The 13827-nt window shown below is 69.6% G+C and carries 13 protein-coding genes and 1 pseudogene; 8 read left to right on the top strand and 6 right to left on the bottom strand.

Translation table 11 applies throughout. The annotated features are described in order from the left end of the window. Positions 1–219: 219 nt before the first annotated feature. The 3 genes from BCF74_RS02020 to BCF74_RS02030 form a co-directional block, all read right to left on the bottom strand. Positions 220–1674: a hypothetical protein gene (locus BCF74_RS02020; protein ID WP_218279179.1), complete on the bottom strand. Its 1455-nt coding sequence runs from the start codon at positions 1672–1674 to the stop codon at positions 220–222. Between the two features lie 184 nt (positions 1675–1858). Continuing rightward, entirely contained in the window at positions 1859–2998 is a 1140-nt protein-coding gene (locus BCF74_RS02025) for a helix-turn-helix domain-containing protein (RefSeq protein WP_106296292.1), read from the bottom strand. Further along, on the bottom strand, positions 2995–3744 hold the full coding sequence (locus tag BCF74_RS02030) for a hypothetical protein (RefSeq protein ID WP_106296293.1): 750 nt from the start codon (positions 3742–3744) through the stop codon (positions 2995–2997). The genes BCF74_RS02025 and BCF74_RS02030 overlap by 4 nt, the downstream gene beginning before the upstream one ends. A gap of 186 nt (positions 3745–3930) precedes the next feature. Here BCF74_RS02030 and BCF74_RS02035 point away from each other — a divergent pair, with 186 nt between their 5' ends. From BCF74_RS02035 to BCF74_RS02055, 5 genes are all read left to right on the top strand, one after another. Next, a complete protein-coding gene (locus tag BCF74_RS02035; RefSeq protein ID WP_106296294.1) occupies positions 3931–4143 on the top strand; it encodes a hypothetical protein in 213 nt (70 codons plus the stop codon). Positions 4144–4490: 347 nt separating this feature from the next. After that, positions 4491–5120 (top strand): ATP-binding protein, encoded by a 630-nt coding sequence (locus BCF74_RS02040; RefSeq protein WP_245889159.1) that lies wholly within the window; start codon positions 4491–4493, stop codon positions 5118–5120. Next, positions 5117–6250, top strand: a complete 1134-nt coding sequence (dprA, locus tag BCF74_RS02045) for a DNA-processing protein DprA (RefSeq protein WP_106296295.1) — start codon at positions 5117–5119, stop codon at positions 6248–6250. The genes BCF74_RS02040 and dprA overlap by 4 nt, the downstream gene beginning before the upstream one ends. 195 nt (positions 6251–6445) lie before the next feature. Then, positions 6446–7363 carry a tyrosine recombinase XerC gene (locus BCF74_RS02050; RefSeq protein ID WP_245889160.1) on the top strand — a complete coding sequence of 306 codons (918 nt, stop codon included), beginning with the start codon at positions 6446–6448 and terminating at the stop codon, positions 7361–7363. Between the two features lie 337 nt (positions 7364–7700). Beyond that, entirely contained in the window at positions 7701–8462 is a 762-nt protein-coding gene (locus BCF74_RS02055) for a DUF3152 domain-containing protein (RefSeq protein ID WP_170070102.1), read from the top strand. Between the two features lie 47 nt (positions 8463–8509). Here the strand turns inward: BCF74_RS02055 and BCF74_RS02060 are convergent, their stop codons facing one another. Continuing rightward, complete coding sequence (locus tag BCF74_RS02060; RefSeq protein WP_106296297.1) at positions 8510–9112, bottom strand: murein hydrolase activator EnvC family protein; 603 nt, start codon at positions 9110–9112, stop codon at positions 8510–8512. A gap of 97 nt (positions 9113–9209) precedes the next feature. Continuing rightward, positions 9210–10376, bottom strand: coding sequence for a pyridoxal phosphate-dependent aminotransferase (locus tag BCF74_RS02065; RefSeq protein WP_106296298.1), 1167 nt, complete (start codon positions 10374–10376; stop codon positions 9210–9212). 133 nt (positions 10377–10509) lie between these two features. Between BCF74_RS02065 and BCF74_RS17840 the strand changes: the two are divergent. From BCF74_RS17840 to BCF74_RS02075, 3 genes and pseudogenes are all read left to right on the top strand, one after another. Then, positions 10510–10764, top strand: a pseudogene (locus BCF74_RS17840) (DNA alkylation repair protein); the annotation flags it as partial. A gap of 77 nt (positions 10765–10841) precedes the next feature. Then, positions 10842–11111, top strand: coding sequence for a DNA alkylation repair protein (locus tag BCF74_RS17845; protein WP_281257161.1), 270 nt, complete (start codon positions 10842–10844; stop codon positions 11109–11111). A gap of 44 nt (positions 11112–11155) precedes the next feature. Beyond that, positions 11156–13282: a M6 family metalloprotease domain-containing protein gene (locus BCF74_RS02075; RefSeq protein ID WP_106296299.1), complete on the top strand. Its 2127-nt coding sequence runs from the start codon at positions 11156–11158 to the stop codon at positions 13280–13282. Between the two features lie 144 nt (positions 13283–13426). Here the strand turns inward: BCF74_RS02075 and BCF74_RS02080 are convergent, their stop codons facing one another. Beyond that, positions 13427–13747 (bottom strand): DUF1232 domain-containing protein, encoded by a 321-nt coding sequence (locus BCF74_RS02080; RefSeq protein WP_245889161.1) that lies wholly within the window; start codon positions 13745–13747, stop codon positions 13427–13429. Positions 13748–13827: the final 80 nt, after the last annotated feature.

The following is a 13827-nucleotide window of genomic DNA, read 5'->3' on the forward strand; positions in this document are numbered from 1 at the left end:
TCTTCTGGCGGATGTCCAATCTGTGCGGAGTGGCAACTTCTGTGCAGGTCAAGCACCACCCCACCTCGTCTGATAGCGGCACCGCAGATCTGATGTACTCGCTGCACCAACCTGTCTCCGGCGATGTCTGCAACCGCATTCTGGGTTGGCCGGTTCCTGACCGGGAGGTGGTGCGCCGGTTAGGCGTTCCGATGAACAGCTTCATGCAACTGGCGCCGTCTACTGCTTTGACGCAGAGGTCTTGTTGTCTCGCCTGGCGTCGACGAGGACGAGTTTGATCTGGATGCATTTTTTCTTTGCGAGAGTAGCGATCGTGTCCTCGACGCGCTTGATACGCGCGGGCGCGAAGTCCTCGTCGTAGTGTCCGATGCACAGGTATACGCCATGGCTGATCTGCTCGGTCTTCATGTATTGGGGCAGTTGGGTCGCGGCGCCCTTGAAGAAGCTGCTGCTGCGGATCACTTTGACTTCGAGAAGGGCGCGATCTTCCCAGCCCTTGGAGAACTTGAAGTCGACAGGGCCGCGGCCGCGGTTGACCTCCTGGCTGATGTCAACCTGTGCGGCGCGGCAGGCTTCTGTCCACATCGCGCCGGCGATGGCCTGGATGACTTCTTCCTTTTGCGGGTTGCCGGCGGCCCACAGTGCCCGCCACAGATCAGTGCTCTCGACCGCGTGCTGGAAGCGTGTCGCGAGGAGTTCGACGAACGCCGGGAACTCCCGCTGCTGGGAAGGAACCTCGGCTGAGGTGATGGGCGACGCTTTACCCACGGCCTCTCCGGTCTCCCGCCAGAAGACCAGGCCTTTCGGGTCCATCTCGACGTCGTAGGGCAGGTGGGGCATCTGTGCTACCAGTCGCAGGTAGTCGGCTGCCTTGTCTGGATACTTGCGGGCGAAGCGTCGTGCCAGGACGCGGCGGTCCGCCTGGTTGAGGCCCTGTGCGATCTCGTAGCTGAAGTCCTGTCGCAGAAGACGAGCTTCGTGGACCTCGGCCCACTTCCAGAACTCGTCCGGGGTCACCGTCGGGATTTCCTTCAAGAACCGCTCGGGTGCGAGCAGTGCTCCACCGTCACCGAAGGGCGACTTAGGTAGTTCGATCTTGGCGTCGGGTAGCCACCTGGATCGCTGCCGGTCCCAGCCGGGGTGCTTGACGGTCACTAGCTCCATCGGGATGCCGAGCTTCTTGGACACCTTCTGGGTGTATCGGATGAACCGGTGCTTGAGGATGTTGCAGAGGATGTCGCTGATCCGATCCAGACCGATCCCGCTGGCGAAGAGGTTGAAGCCCGCGATGGACGCGAGGTCTTCAATATGCCCGTACTGGCGTGCGAGGTCGAGGACGCCTGCCATCTCGCGGGCGAACTTGGTGCCCGTCCCGGACCCGTGCGGGGCTCCCATGCTCAGGCCGAGGCAGAACTCGTTGGGTTCGGGGAACCTCAGCAGTTCGAGCGCCTTCTTGTATGCGAGCGAGCTCTGGTTGCCCTTGGATTGCTCGATGAGACGTGCTGCGGCGTCGAAGAAGTCCGTGACTTCCTGCTTGGCACCCGCCCACAGGGGCTTGTTGTCGTCGAACACCAGGAACGGGTCGACGTACAGCGGCGTGTCTTGGTCAAGCAGGGGATTGAACCACGGACTCTTCTTGCCGTGGGTGACACCGAAGGCGCTGCTGAACCTCATCTCATGCTCCCCACACCGTGGACCTTTGCTTCGCTGGTCGGCTGCGCGATGGTAGTGCGCTGCCGCATACCGTGCCCGTCCCGCGCGCACACGTCCGGCATCGGGTCCTCCATCAGGGCTGAACCCGCGTGCTCAGTTGGAGCGGGAAGGAGTCGCATTGGTTCTCCCGGGGATCGAGGTGGGCTCAGGGTGTGGGGTCGACGGCTAGGCGCAGCCGGGGCTTGGTCTCGCTGCCGGCCGCGACGATGTCGTCGATCTGCTCGACGGTGAAGCGGCTCGCTCTTGCCAGGTCATCGGTTGTGGTTCCTGCTTGGTTGAGCAGATCGACGGCAGCGCCGAGCAGATACGGGGATTCAGGGGGACCGAGCGGACCGGGTTCGGGGTAGCCCTGGCTGCGTAGGTGCTGGTTCGCGCGGCGGTAGCTGTGTTCGCCCCATAGTCCGATGGCGTGGCATCGGTAGGCGAGAGCAGCCAGACTGATGCCCCACTTGGTCTTCGCTTGCAGTAGCGCATCCCAGTCGACCTTGCGTGGCAGGTCCGGCTCTAGCTCTGGTGTCGGTGCTAGGAACTCCGCAGCGAACTGATGTGCGTGAGTCTCGATGATCTTGGAGCCGGGCTCGACGTCTTGGTGCATCACGAGGTGGCCGAGTTCGTGGGCGGCGTCGAAACGGCTTCGTGCTCGGTCGTCCTTGAGCGGAGAGAGCAGCACCAGGGGTCGGTGGCCGGCTTCGGTGGAGAACGCGTCAACGCGGGGGTCGATCTCCGGTGGTAGGCGCAGGGCGATGATGCCGTGAGCCTCAAGGAGACGAACGACGTGTGGGACTGGCCCCGGTTCCACGCCGAGTCGGGAACGGGTGTCGGCGGCGATGGAGGCGATCAGGGTCGGGGAGGGCTCGTCGTCGACTGGCTCGATGATGTCGGTGATCTGGGGGAGGTCGACGTACTGCTCAATGACCTCGATGACGGCCAATGCGATCTCGGCGAAGGCCAGGGCCTGGTCGCGGGAGATGGCCGGTGTGGCTCGCAGTGACCGGAAATGAGCGTCGCCCGTGGAGACCGCTGTCAAAGGGCGGCCTTGCCGGAAGAACTCGATCGGCACGCCCAGAGCCAACGCCAGTTCTGCTGCGACGGTATTCGTGGGCCGGCCCCCGCGCTCGTACTGGGTGATAGCGGCTGCTGTCACGCTGGTCTGCGCTGCCAGAGCGGTCCGCTGCATCCTGCGTAGGCGCCGCGCAACCGACAGGCGCTTGCCATCGAAGTCGACCAAGGCTCCGCTCGCGCGGCGACGACGTGCCCTTTGACGTGACTCGGACTCGAACGTCACAGTCTGTTGCCTCCTTCCTGCCGGCGCGGCTTGAGCGTCAGAGAGGGCACCGGGGCGGGCTTATCGCCGAAGGTCGATCCGTCGTCGGAACCGGGTCCTTCACCACTGGTCGAGCTGTCTTGGGCAGGTGTTTCGTCCCACCAGACGGGCGTCACCGCGATCCAGCGCTGAGCGCTCGCTGTGGGCAGTCCCAACCACCCCGCAGTCAGTCCCGTCCTCAGCTCCGCACCCCACACCAGGAACACCTCACGACAGTGAGTGACCGCTTCAGAAGCGTTCGGCAACGGAAGCTCGAACAGCGGCTCAGCCTGCGGGTCTCGCGACGGCGGGTCGTACGCGGCGTGGTTGCGTAGCGCTGCGGCCTGTCTGCCCTCGGAGTCGGACCAATCGAAGTCCGCCTCGAAACTCGGGTGACGCCCCGACCCGAAGGGTGCCTTCACCAAGCGCACGTCAGCTCGGGGAGTGTGCAGCACCGTCGAGCCGAACTCCTTGCTGGCAACCACACCCGAGGCTCGGAGCGCGGCATTGTCCGGCACCTCGGCGAGCAACCTGTTGGCCAGGTTCCGCGATGAGAGCACGCTCAAGGTGAAGGCGTCGTCGTGCGCCTCCACCGGTTCGTGGCGCTCTCGGTTGATCCGCCACACCTCGGCGGCCGCAGTCTGAACGAAGTCGATCAACCCCGCCTCGGCGAAGCTGGTACGGAGCGAGTCCAGGTGGACTTGCCCATGTGGGTCCCATGACGTCATGACACCAGTTAAGCAGGACCGCCCGTCAATCGTCGATGCGACACGCTGATGAGCAAGACCGTGGAACATGTGTAGGAAAATTAAGCAGACACGCGTGTTGCTGCTTGAGTCCTCTCCCGCTTGCTGGCACGCTGGTGCCAGCGGCGGATGTCGTACCCGCCCCCTTCCGAGAGATGAGGTCCCAGCATGGCCAAGAAGCCTGCTAATGCCGGCAAGTCGTGGACAGCCGCCCATGACGCTCAGCTTCGCCGTGAGGTTGCGCAGAACACCCCGACCAGAGTCCTGGGCCTACACCTTGGCCGGACCGAAGACGCCGTGCGCAGCCGGGCTGGCGAGCTGGGTGTCTCGCTGAAGCCGACCAACCAGAGTCCCTACGGCACCCGCGGCAAGAAGCGCTAGGTAGCGGCACGGCCGACCTGTGAGCGCGAGCGTCGTTGGCTACGGAGTCTCGTAGAGCGGCGGCGTCGGTGCGGAGCAGTTGACGACCACCCAGGCCGGAGGTCGTCGTCCGATCCGCGCGGCATCGGAGACTTGTGCCATGCGCCGAGCACAAGAACACCTGCCGGCCGCAGTGCGGGCGCACGGCCATGTCGGTGTGCAGGACACGTGCTCCTGGTCGCTTGGCGGACGGGGAGACAGGGTTGGTGGGAGGTGTCACGATTCGCCGATCAGGCTGTTGCGGTCCGCGGCTCCAGCAGGGGCCGTCTGAGCGCAGCTCGCGGTAGAATTCCTGTACACACACCGAGGTGTACTTTCCATTCCTCGACGAGGCCGGGGAGTTCAAACAGAGCGTCCTGCAGCAGCTCCGCCAGCCGCTCGAGTCGGGCGTCGCGATGATCACCCGGGCCCGTCAGCACCTGCAGCTGCCGGCCCGCTTCCAGCTCGTGCTCGCGACCAACCCCTGTCCGTGCGGCGGCGCGTGGCGCAAGGGCTCCGACTGCTCGTGCAGCTCGCTCGCCCTCCGTCGCTACCAGAGCAAGCTGCACGGACCCCTCATCGACCGGGTCGACATCCAGGTCATCGTGTCTCCGGTGTCGCGTGCGGCCTTCGGTGACGCGCGTGGCGAGAGCAGCGCCCAGGTCCTCGAGCGCGTGCTCGCGGCCCGGGGCGCCCAGCGGGAACGATGGGCCGAGCACGGCTGGCGGACGAACGCCGAGGTTCCCGGCCATGTGTTGCGGCGTCAGCCGTGGCGCCTCCCGAGCCGGGTCACCGGCGAGATCGACCGAGCGCACGACGAGGGGCGGCTCACGCTGCGCGGGTACGACCGCACCCTCCGGCTCGCGTGGTCGGCAGCCGACCTGCGAGGTCACACCACGCCGACCGTGGACGACGTCGGGTTCGCGTTCACGATGCGCTCGGGAGGAGCGGCGGCATGACGCTGTCAGTCATCAACGCAGGCCGTGGCGCTGCCTCTGCGTCGGACGAGGAGCGGTGGGCGCGCCTCGCCTGGAGTCGCCTCGCCGAGCCCCAGACCGAAGAGGTGACGGCGTGGCTGCGCAGGCACGGTCCTGTTGAGGCGTTGGCGAGGCTGCGGGCCGGGTCGCTGGACCCCACGGGGCGCTACGACCAACGGCTCGAGTCGCTCGACATCGACAGCGCACGTCGGTCGCTGGACCGGCTCGAGGTGCGAGTGGTCATCCCCGGGGACGACGACTGGCCCGAGGGGGTGGAGCAGCTGGCCAACCCACCGATCTGCCTGTATGTCCGCGGCCGGGGCGGCCTCGGGCTGGTCGAAGGCGGCGTGGCCGTCGTCGGGTCACGGGCCGCCACCCCCTACGGCCTGACCATCGCGACCGAGCTGGGCGAAGGACTGGCCGCGCGGGGGATCGGCGTGGTGTCCGGGGCTGCGTTCGGGATCGATGCTGCCGCGCACCGTGGCGCGCTCGCGGCCGGCGGGCCGACCGTTTCGGTGCTGGCGCGAGGGCTGGACCGGGCCTACCCCGCCGCCCATGACGGGTTGCTCCGTGACATCGCCGAGCACGGGGCCGTCGTGAGTGAGCTGCCGCTCGGCTGGGCGCCCTTCCGGCATCGGTTCCTCGCCCGCAACCGGCTCATCGCGGCGATGACGGCCGGGACGGTCGTCGTCGAGGCGGGTCTGCGCTCCGGCTCGCTCAACACGGCACGGACCGCTGCGGCGCTCGGTCGGCACGTCGCCGCCGTCCCCGGGCCGGTGACGTCGGTGCAGTCGGCCGGCTGCCACGAGCTGATCCGCGAGACCGGGGCGAGCCTCGTCACCGACACCGCCGAGGTGGTGGACCTCGTCGGCCGGCTGAGCTTCGACGCCGCCGCACCGGCCCGTGCACCCTCGAGCGCGGAGGCCGAGCTCGACCCGGTGGCCCATGCCGTCTGGTCGGCGATACCGCTGCGCCGAGGCGCGGACCTCGCCGCGTTGCAACGACTCACCGCGGTCGACACCCCCACGCTGTTGTCCGTGCTGGGACGGCTCGGCGCAGTCGGCCTCGTGCGCCGCGACCAGGACCGGTGGCGCAAGGTGCTCCCGGACTGAACCGCCGGCGTGGCCGGGTGGTCGCGGCGGCGGGGGTGGCCGGGTGGTCGCGGCGGCCGGGGTGGCCGGGTGGTCGCGGCGGCCGGGATGGCCGGGCGGCGAGTGGTGGGGTGGTCGTGGCGGGGTCATCGGCGCGGACGGACCCGCCGACGGGGGTGGTTGAACCCTGAAGGGTCGTCTGGGACCGTGACCTGTGTGAGTGCCACCCGGTCGGAGGTCATCGACGCCTTCGAGCGCCACCTGCGTGCCGAACGGAGCCGTTCCGAGCACACGGTGCGGGCCTACCTCGGTGACCTGCGGGACTTCTTCGCTCACCTCGACGGCGAGGGCGGGGAAGCGACGCCGCTGGAGTCGGTGCGGCTGGCAGACCTGCGGGCCTGGTTGGGCGACCTCGCCGCCCGAGGCGCCGCACGGTCCACGCTGGGACGTCGGTCGGCCTCCCTGCGCACGTTCTTCGCCTGGGCGACCCGTCAGGGCCATGTGCCCACGGACCCGGCGCTCCGCCTCGTCGCTCCTCGCAAGCACCGCACCCTTCCCGCCGTCCTCGCCCGGCAGGACGCTGCCCAGCTCCTCGACGTCGCTGCCGTCGCGGCGGACGACGACGACCCAGTGCACCTGCGGGACCGCGCCGTCCTCGAGCTGCTCTACGCGACGGGCATCCGGGTCGGGGAGCTCACCGGCCTCGATGTCGACGACGTTGACCTGCACGCGGACGTCGTCCGCGTCATCGGCAAGGGGGACAAGGAACGCCGGGTGCCCTTCGGGGCACCGGCTCGAGCAGCCGTGCAGGAGTGGCTCGCGAGGGCTCGGCCCCGGCTGGCGACCGAACGCAGCGGCCCGGCGCTCTTCCTCGGGCGGCGCGGTGGGCGCATCGACCCCCGCCAGGTGCGTAGTGTCGTGCATGCCATGGTGAGCCACGTGCCCGACGCCCCCGACCTCGGACCGCATGGTCTGCGGCACAGTGCTGCCACCCACCTACTCGAGGGCGGGGCCGACCTGCGCATGGTGCAAGAGCTGCTCGGCCACGCGTCCCTCTCGACGACGCAGCTGTACACGCACGTGTCCATCGAGCGCCTCGCCGCCTCCTATGCCCAGGCCCACCCCCGTGCCTGACGACCTCGACGTCCCCGACTGGGTGAGCCACCATGGCTCCTCGACCACGGTCGAGGAGCCGGCGCCGCTGCGGCGTGCGGAGCTCCGTCGGTTGGCGGATCGGCGTCTGGCCGAGGAGCGGACCGCCGGCGGGGGACGCCGCGACCGACGGGGCCGGCACTCGGCGGTGCCTGACCGACGGTCCACCACGGCACGTCGTCCAGGCTCGGTGGCGCACCGAGGTGACCTCGGGGAGAGCCACACGTCCTTGGGGTCGACGTCACCGGTTCCGGTGCGTGAGCGTCGTCGCCGTCGGCGCGGCCCGACAGCGGTGCAGGTGGCTCGACGGAGGGCCGTCGTGGCCGGCGTGTTCGCCGTCCTGAGCGGTCTGTCGCTGTGGTCGTTCTGGCCCGGCGACGAGCTCAGCGGCTCCGGACGGAGCACAGCCGACCTGACGTCGCAGCGTGCCTCCCTGCCCCGGCCGGACGTCCAGCCTGCCGCGGCAGCGGAGGAGGTTCCGACTCCCACCACGAGCGCCACGCCTGCCGCGACGCCACGTCAGGGGCAGGTGCCCGAGGCGGCATCGGGCGACCTCACGGCGTTGGCACTGCCGGCCATCGCCGCGCCGACGGTCAACCCGACGAAGACGCTGCGGGTGGGGTTCGAGGTCGAGGAGGGTGCTGGCGTGGACTCCGCCGAGGCGGCGCGCATCATCTCCGCCACGCTGGGAGACGCCCGCGGCTGGCAGACCGAGGAGCGGGTCCGGTTCCGGGCCGCCACGGCCGAGCAGACCGCGGCGGGAGACGTCGACCTCACCGTCGTGCTGGCGAGTCCGAAGACGACGGACAAGCTCTGCGCGCCACTGGACACGAACGGCAAGGTGTCCTGCTTCAACCTGCGCAAGGCAGTGCTCAACGCGCGACGGTGGACCGAGGCGGTGCCGCACTTCGGGACGGACCTGACGGGGTATCGCCAGTACCTCGTCAACCACGAGGTCGGTCACGGGCTCTACCACGGCCATGTCGAGTGCCCGAGCAAGGGAGCGCCCGCGCCCATCATGCTGCAGCAGACCAAGGGCCTCGACGGGTGCAAGGCCAACGCCTGGCCCACCGTCACGTGATCGAGGAGCCGTTCGTGGCCGTCGGGGCGGCGCGGCTCGCCCTCGGGTCAGGGGCTCGTCGTCCCCTGCGGTAGCAGGATGACCCGGCTCCCACCGAGCAGGGGACGAGGGTCGGTGTAGCCACTGGGGCTGCTCTCGGTGAGCGCCCCCAGGTGCAGGCACGAGCCACCACAGTGCGTCCGGCCCCGGACCACGCCCAGACGCTGCCCGGACGCGACGCGCTGGCCGGTCGTGACGGCTCCGGCGACCGGCTCGTAGGTGCTGCGCAGCCCCGATGTGTGGGTCACCGTGACCGTGCCGCGCCCGGCGATGATGCCGACGTGCGTGACGACGCCGTCGTCGACCGCGCCGACCTGTTGGCCTTGGTTCGCACTGAGGTCGATACCACGGTGCCCGGCGCCATATGTCGACGCCGGCGCGCGGTACGGCGCGAGCACTCGCGGTCGCGGCGACAACGGCCACTCCCACGTGCCGCGCAGCGACGCCGGGTCGATGCGCGCCGGCGCGAGCGAGCCCCCTGCCGCGACCGGTGTCGGTCCAGGGTCGGGCATCGTGATCACGCCCGCGGGTGCCAGCGAGCCGGCGAGGGTGAGGACGGTCGCGGCGCGGCGGAGGGCGGCGATGATGGCGGAGCTGCTGACGGTGTCCATGGCCCCAGCGTCCGGGTGGCGCCGGGGCCGCGCCACCCGCCGGATGGGTGCCTGTGGACGGCGCCGACCGGAGCCGCCGCCTGTGGACGAACGCCGGTCAAGCCGTGCGCAGCTGCGCGAGACGCCGGGCTGCCTCGCGCAGCACGTCCTCGCGCTTGCAGAAGGCGAACCGGACGAGGGTGCGGGCAGCGTCCTCGTCGTCGTGGAAGACCGACACCGGCACCGCGGCGACTCCCGCACGGGCCGGCAGCTCGCGGCAGAACGCGAGTCCGTCGCGCGCTCCCAACTTCGCCACGTCCGCGATGACGAAGTAGGTCCCGCCCGGCACCGACACCGGCAGTCCCAGCTCGTCGCGCAGCGCTGCGACCAACACGTCCCGCTGCGCCTGCATCGTCCGGGTGAACCCGGCATACACGTCATCACCGAGCCCGAGACCCACGGCGACGGCCGGCTGGAAGGGGCCCGAACCGACATACGTGAGGAACTGCTTCACGGTGCGTACGGCGGCGACGGCTTCGGCGGGACCGGTGACCCAGCCGACCTTCCAGCCGGTGACAGAGAAGGTCTTCGCGGCCGACGAGATCGTCAGGGTCCGCTCCGCCATCCCTGGCAGCGTCGCGATGGGCACGTGCTCGCCACCGTCGAACACGAGGTGCTCGTAAACCTCGTCGGTGACCACCCACGCGTCGAACTCCCTTGCGAGAGAACAGATCAGGTTGAGCTCGTCACGCGTGAAGACCTTGCCGGTCGGGTTGTGCGGCGTGTTGAGCAGGACGAGCCGGGTCCGTTCCGAGAACGCCGCCCGCAGCGAAGCCTCGTCGACCGCGAAGTCCGGGAACCGCAGCACCGACGTGCGACGGACAGCGCCCGCGAGGGCGATCGACGCGGCATACGAGTCGTAGTAGGGCTCGAAGGTGACCACCTCGTCGCCGGGCTCGCACAGCGCGAGGATCGTCGCCGCGATCGCCTCGGTCGCTCCCACGGTGACAAGCACCTGGCTGCGCGGGTCAAGAGAGATCCCGTAGAACCGATCCTGGTGTGCCGCAACGGCATCGAGCAGCTCGGGCACGCCGGGACCCGGCGGGTACTGGTTGCGCCCGGCGTCGATCGCGGCCTTGGCGGCGTCGAGGACCTCCCGCGGCCCGTCGGTGTCGGGGAAGCCCTGCCCGAGGTTGACGGCGTCGTGCTCGAGGGCGAGCGCCGACATCTCGGCGAAGATCGTCGACCCGAAGCCCTGCATCCGCTGCACGAGAGGCGATTCCATGCCTCGCAGGCTACGCGGCTCCCGTCGCCCTACCCTCGATGACATGTCCACGTCTGCCGACCTCGTCGAGGCGGTCCGAGAGACGCTGCACACCGGTGCCGACCCGGAGCGCGCGGTGGGACAGCAGCGCTACATGAAGAGCGAGATGCCGTTCCTCGGGCTCACCTCGGCGGATCGGCGTGTCGCGCTGCGCCCGCTCATGGGCGACCCGGGACTGCGGCTCGCCACCCGCGGGGAGTGGGAGGGCACGGTCCGTCGCCTCTGGGACGAGGCCGCGTTTCGTGAGGAGCGGTATGCCGCGCTCGACCTGCTCCGCCATCGCGCCTACCGCGCGTGGCGGGACCCGGAGGTCATGCCGCTCGTCGAGGAGCTCGTCGTCACGGGGGCGTGGTGGGACCTCGTCGACGAGCTGTCCAACGTCGTGGGGGAGGTGCTGCTCGTCGATCCCGAGGGGAGGGGCTGCGGATGCGCGAGTGGGCCGAACGCGATGACCTGTGGCTGCGACGGTCGGCGATCATCAGCCAGCTGCGTCACCGGGAACGCACCAACACGCAGCTGCTCGAGGACGTCATCGTGCCCAACCTCGGCGACCGGGAGTTCTTCGTGCGCAAGGCAATCGGGTGGGCACTGCGGCAGTACGCACGCACGAACCCGGCGTGGGTCCGCGACGTCGTCACCCGGCATACGGACTCCATGTCGGGACTGAGCCGGCGTGAGGCCCTCAAGCACCTGTGACGCTCCCGTGGCGCACCTGTGCGTTCGGGTCTAAGGTCCGATGTATGAGCGCGCGCACCGTCCGCCGAGTCGTCCCCCTCTTCGCCCTCATCGTGCTTGCCCTCGTCGGCACGTCGGCGGGTGCCAGTCCGGCAGCCGGCCGCGCCGCGGACCCGAAGCCGACGCCGTGGCGTGCCGACCAGTGGCCGCAGACCCAGCCGTGGCAGAAGGACGGCCCCAAGGGCTCGCCCACGCAGCGCCGGATGGCCCAGGAGCTGCGAGCCGCCGGCTTCCCGGCACCGATCGACCCACAGGACTGGGAGAACCCGGACGAGATGACGTGGGAGGACTACACCAAGCCGCCGGGCACGACGTGGAACGACCCGTCCGTCCAGGGCTCCAAGGACACCTTCAAGGGTGCGCTCGTCTTGCTCGACTACCCCAACCAGCCGTTCGTCGTGACCCAACCCCAGGGGTCGACGGTGTTCGGCAACCCGAGCAGCGTCGCCAGCAACGTCCCGCGCTCGCAGGTGGCCCAGTTCTACGAGGATTTCCTCAACAAGCCCGGGGCCCTCAACGGTGGCCGGACCATCCACGAGTACTGGATGGAAGACTCGGGCGGCCGCTACGGCGTCGACCTCACGGCGTTCGGGCCGTACACGATGCCCGGCAAGGACCACGAGTACGGCCTCGAGTTCCAGGGCCAGGAGGCCTGCCCCGCCGGTGACACGTGCACCCGCAACATCCGCACCGACGGGCTCGCCCTGTGGCAGGGCGCGGAGGGCGCCGCGATCCGCGAGCAGTTCGACTTCGTCTTCATCCTCTCCGCCGGCCAGGACGAGTCCTCGACGTGGCAGGAGTTCGGGATGATGAAGTTCCCGACCAAGGAGGACGTCACCGACCCCTTCGGCCCGCCGGACAGTGCCCTGCCGAACTGGTCCGACACGCGCTACGTCGACTGGACCTCGTGGGCGTCGGGCTCGACGATCTGGCCCAACGCCGGGGGCGGGTCCTCGACGCAGGCCGAGAGCAGCGGCATGGGCGTCTACGCCCACGAGCTGAGCCACATCCTCGGCATCGGCGACAACTACAACAACCCCTACGGCATACCGCCGAGACGGTCCTACTCGGGCATCTGGGACATGCTCAGCCGCGGCTCGTTCAACGGTCCCGGTGGCCCGCACAGCCGGTGGGTGATCCCGGCGACGGGTGGCGGGTCCCTCGGAGCCCAGCACATGCTGCGCAACAAGATGAAGCTCGAGATGGTCGACGAGGCCAACGTGCTCAGGCTGTCCCGTGAAGCGCTCGCCGACTCCGGTCTCGCCGTCGCGACGGTGACGGCCCGCGCGGTCGAGCCGGGTGACGCCGGCCTGTCCGGCATCAACGTCGAGCTGGAGAACGGCGACCGCTCACCGGCGTGCAGCACCGCGACCAACCCGCTGTGCGACGGCGGCGGCTACGACAACTACACGGTCGAGGTCGTCGACCGTATGGGCGCCGACTCCTTCACCCCCGACTCCGGGGTCCTGCTCGCCAAGACCAAGAACGCGAACCGCTCGCCGTTCGCCTGGGTCATCGACGCCAACCCGCAGGACATCGGCATGACCGACTACGTCCTCCCCGACGGCACGAAGGTGCCGATCACCATCGGCGACTACCGCCAGCTCTCCGACGCCCTGTTCAAGGCGGGCGCGAAGTCCGGCAGCCAGTACGAGTACGTCGACGAGGCCAACCGGCTGCACTTCTACGTCCTCGACCTGAAGCGTGACGCCCAAGGCGTTCTCACCTACACGGTCGCCGTGCGCTCGCTCGACGGCTCCGGCGACCAGCAGCGCGGTGTCGCCCTCCAGGGCCGGGCCGCACCCAAGGGCTCGGACGGGCTGAGCACCTGCCGCTTCCGGCTCACCAACACCGGGTCCGGCGTGGGCGACTCGTCCGGTCAGCCGGAGGACGTGACGCCGTACCTCGACAGCGACGTCTACCGGCTCTCGGCCTCGACGTCGACCGCCGGCTGGAGGGTCAACCTGCCCAACGAGCTGGCGACGGCCCAGGCGGGGGAGAGCGTCGAGGTGCCGGTCCAGGCCCTCGCCGCCGACGGCACGAAGCGACCGGCCAGGGTCACGTTGACGGCGACGAGCGAGAGCGACCCGAGCAAGACCGCCACCGCGACCTGCACCGCCATCGCCCGCTGACCCGGGCTGACCGCTGACCTTTGGCCACCTCGCCTCAGGGTGGCCGCTGACCCGGGCTGAGTCAGCGGGCCCACGGACATGCAATGGCCTCGGTGATGCCGTATGCCGGGTGCGCGCCGTGCGTGCCGCGGCCCACCGTGGTCGTCACTGCCGGTTCGTCGGTCCGCGTCGGAGGCGGCCGAAGTCGACGCCCGAGTCGGTGAGGACCTTGCGGGCGCGGGCCAGCCGCAGCGCGAACAGCACGGCCACCCCGAGGATCCCGGCGTCGTCGGCCAGGCCGAGCGGCCCCAGCACGGCCTCGGGCAGCACGTCCACCGGGCTCAGCAGGTAGAACCCGGCCATCGCCAGCGCCACGACCCCACGCGGCGGGATCCGGTAGCGCCACATGAGGAAGCCGACCACCAGCGCGAACAGGCCCACCAGCACGGCGAGCGCGATGAGCACCACCCTGATGACGTCGTCCACACCACCCAGTGTGCCCCGCTCGGCCACGTCACCCCCGACTGATTGCGCACAGTTCGCACGGCCCGTGCGAACTGTGCGCA

This window comes from Knoellia remsis (assembly GCF_003002895.1).
Lineage (GTDB): Bacteria > Actinomycetota > Actinomycetes > Actinomycetales > Dermatophilaceae > Knoellia > Knoellia remsis.

What these genes read in the sequence shown, in the direction of transcription:
- BCF74_RS02020 (WP_218279179.1), bottom strand. Translation starts at nt 1,674, where the DNA reads ATGAGGTTCAGCAGCGCCTTCGGTGTCACCCACGGCAAGAAGAGTCCG.
- BCF74_RS02065 (WP_106296298.1), bottom strand. Translation starts at nt 10,376, where the DNA reads ATGGAATCGCCTCTCGTGCAGCGGATGCAGGGCTTCGGGTCGACGATC.
- BCF74_RS02075 (WP_106296299.1), top strand. Translation starts at nt 11,156, where the DNA reads ATGAGCGCGCGCACCGTCCGCCGAGTCGTCCCCCTCTTCGCCCTCATC.
- BCF74_RS17845 (WP_281257161.1), top strand. Translation starts at nt 10,842, where the DNA reads ATGCGCGAGTGGGCCGAACGCGATGACCTGTGGCTGCGACGGTCGGCG.
- dprA (WP_106296295.1), top strand. Translation starts at nt 5,117, where the DNA reads ATGACGCTGTCAGTCATCAACGCAGGCCGTGGCGCTGCCTCTGCGTCG.
- BCF74_RS02060 (WP_106296297.1), bottom strand. Translation starts at nt 9,112, where the DNA reads ATGGACACCGTCAGCAGCTCCGCCATCATCGCCGCCCTCCGCCGCGCC.
- BCF74_RS02035 (WP_106296294.1), top strand. Translation starts at nt 3,931, where the DNA reads ATGGCCAAGAAGCCTGCTAATGCCGGCAAGTCGTGGACAGCCGCCCAT.
- BCF74_RS02030 (WP_106296293.1), bottom strand. Translation starts at nt 3,744, where the DNA reads ATGACGTCATGGGACCCACATGGGCAAGTCCACCTGGACTCGCTCCGT.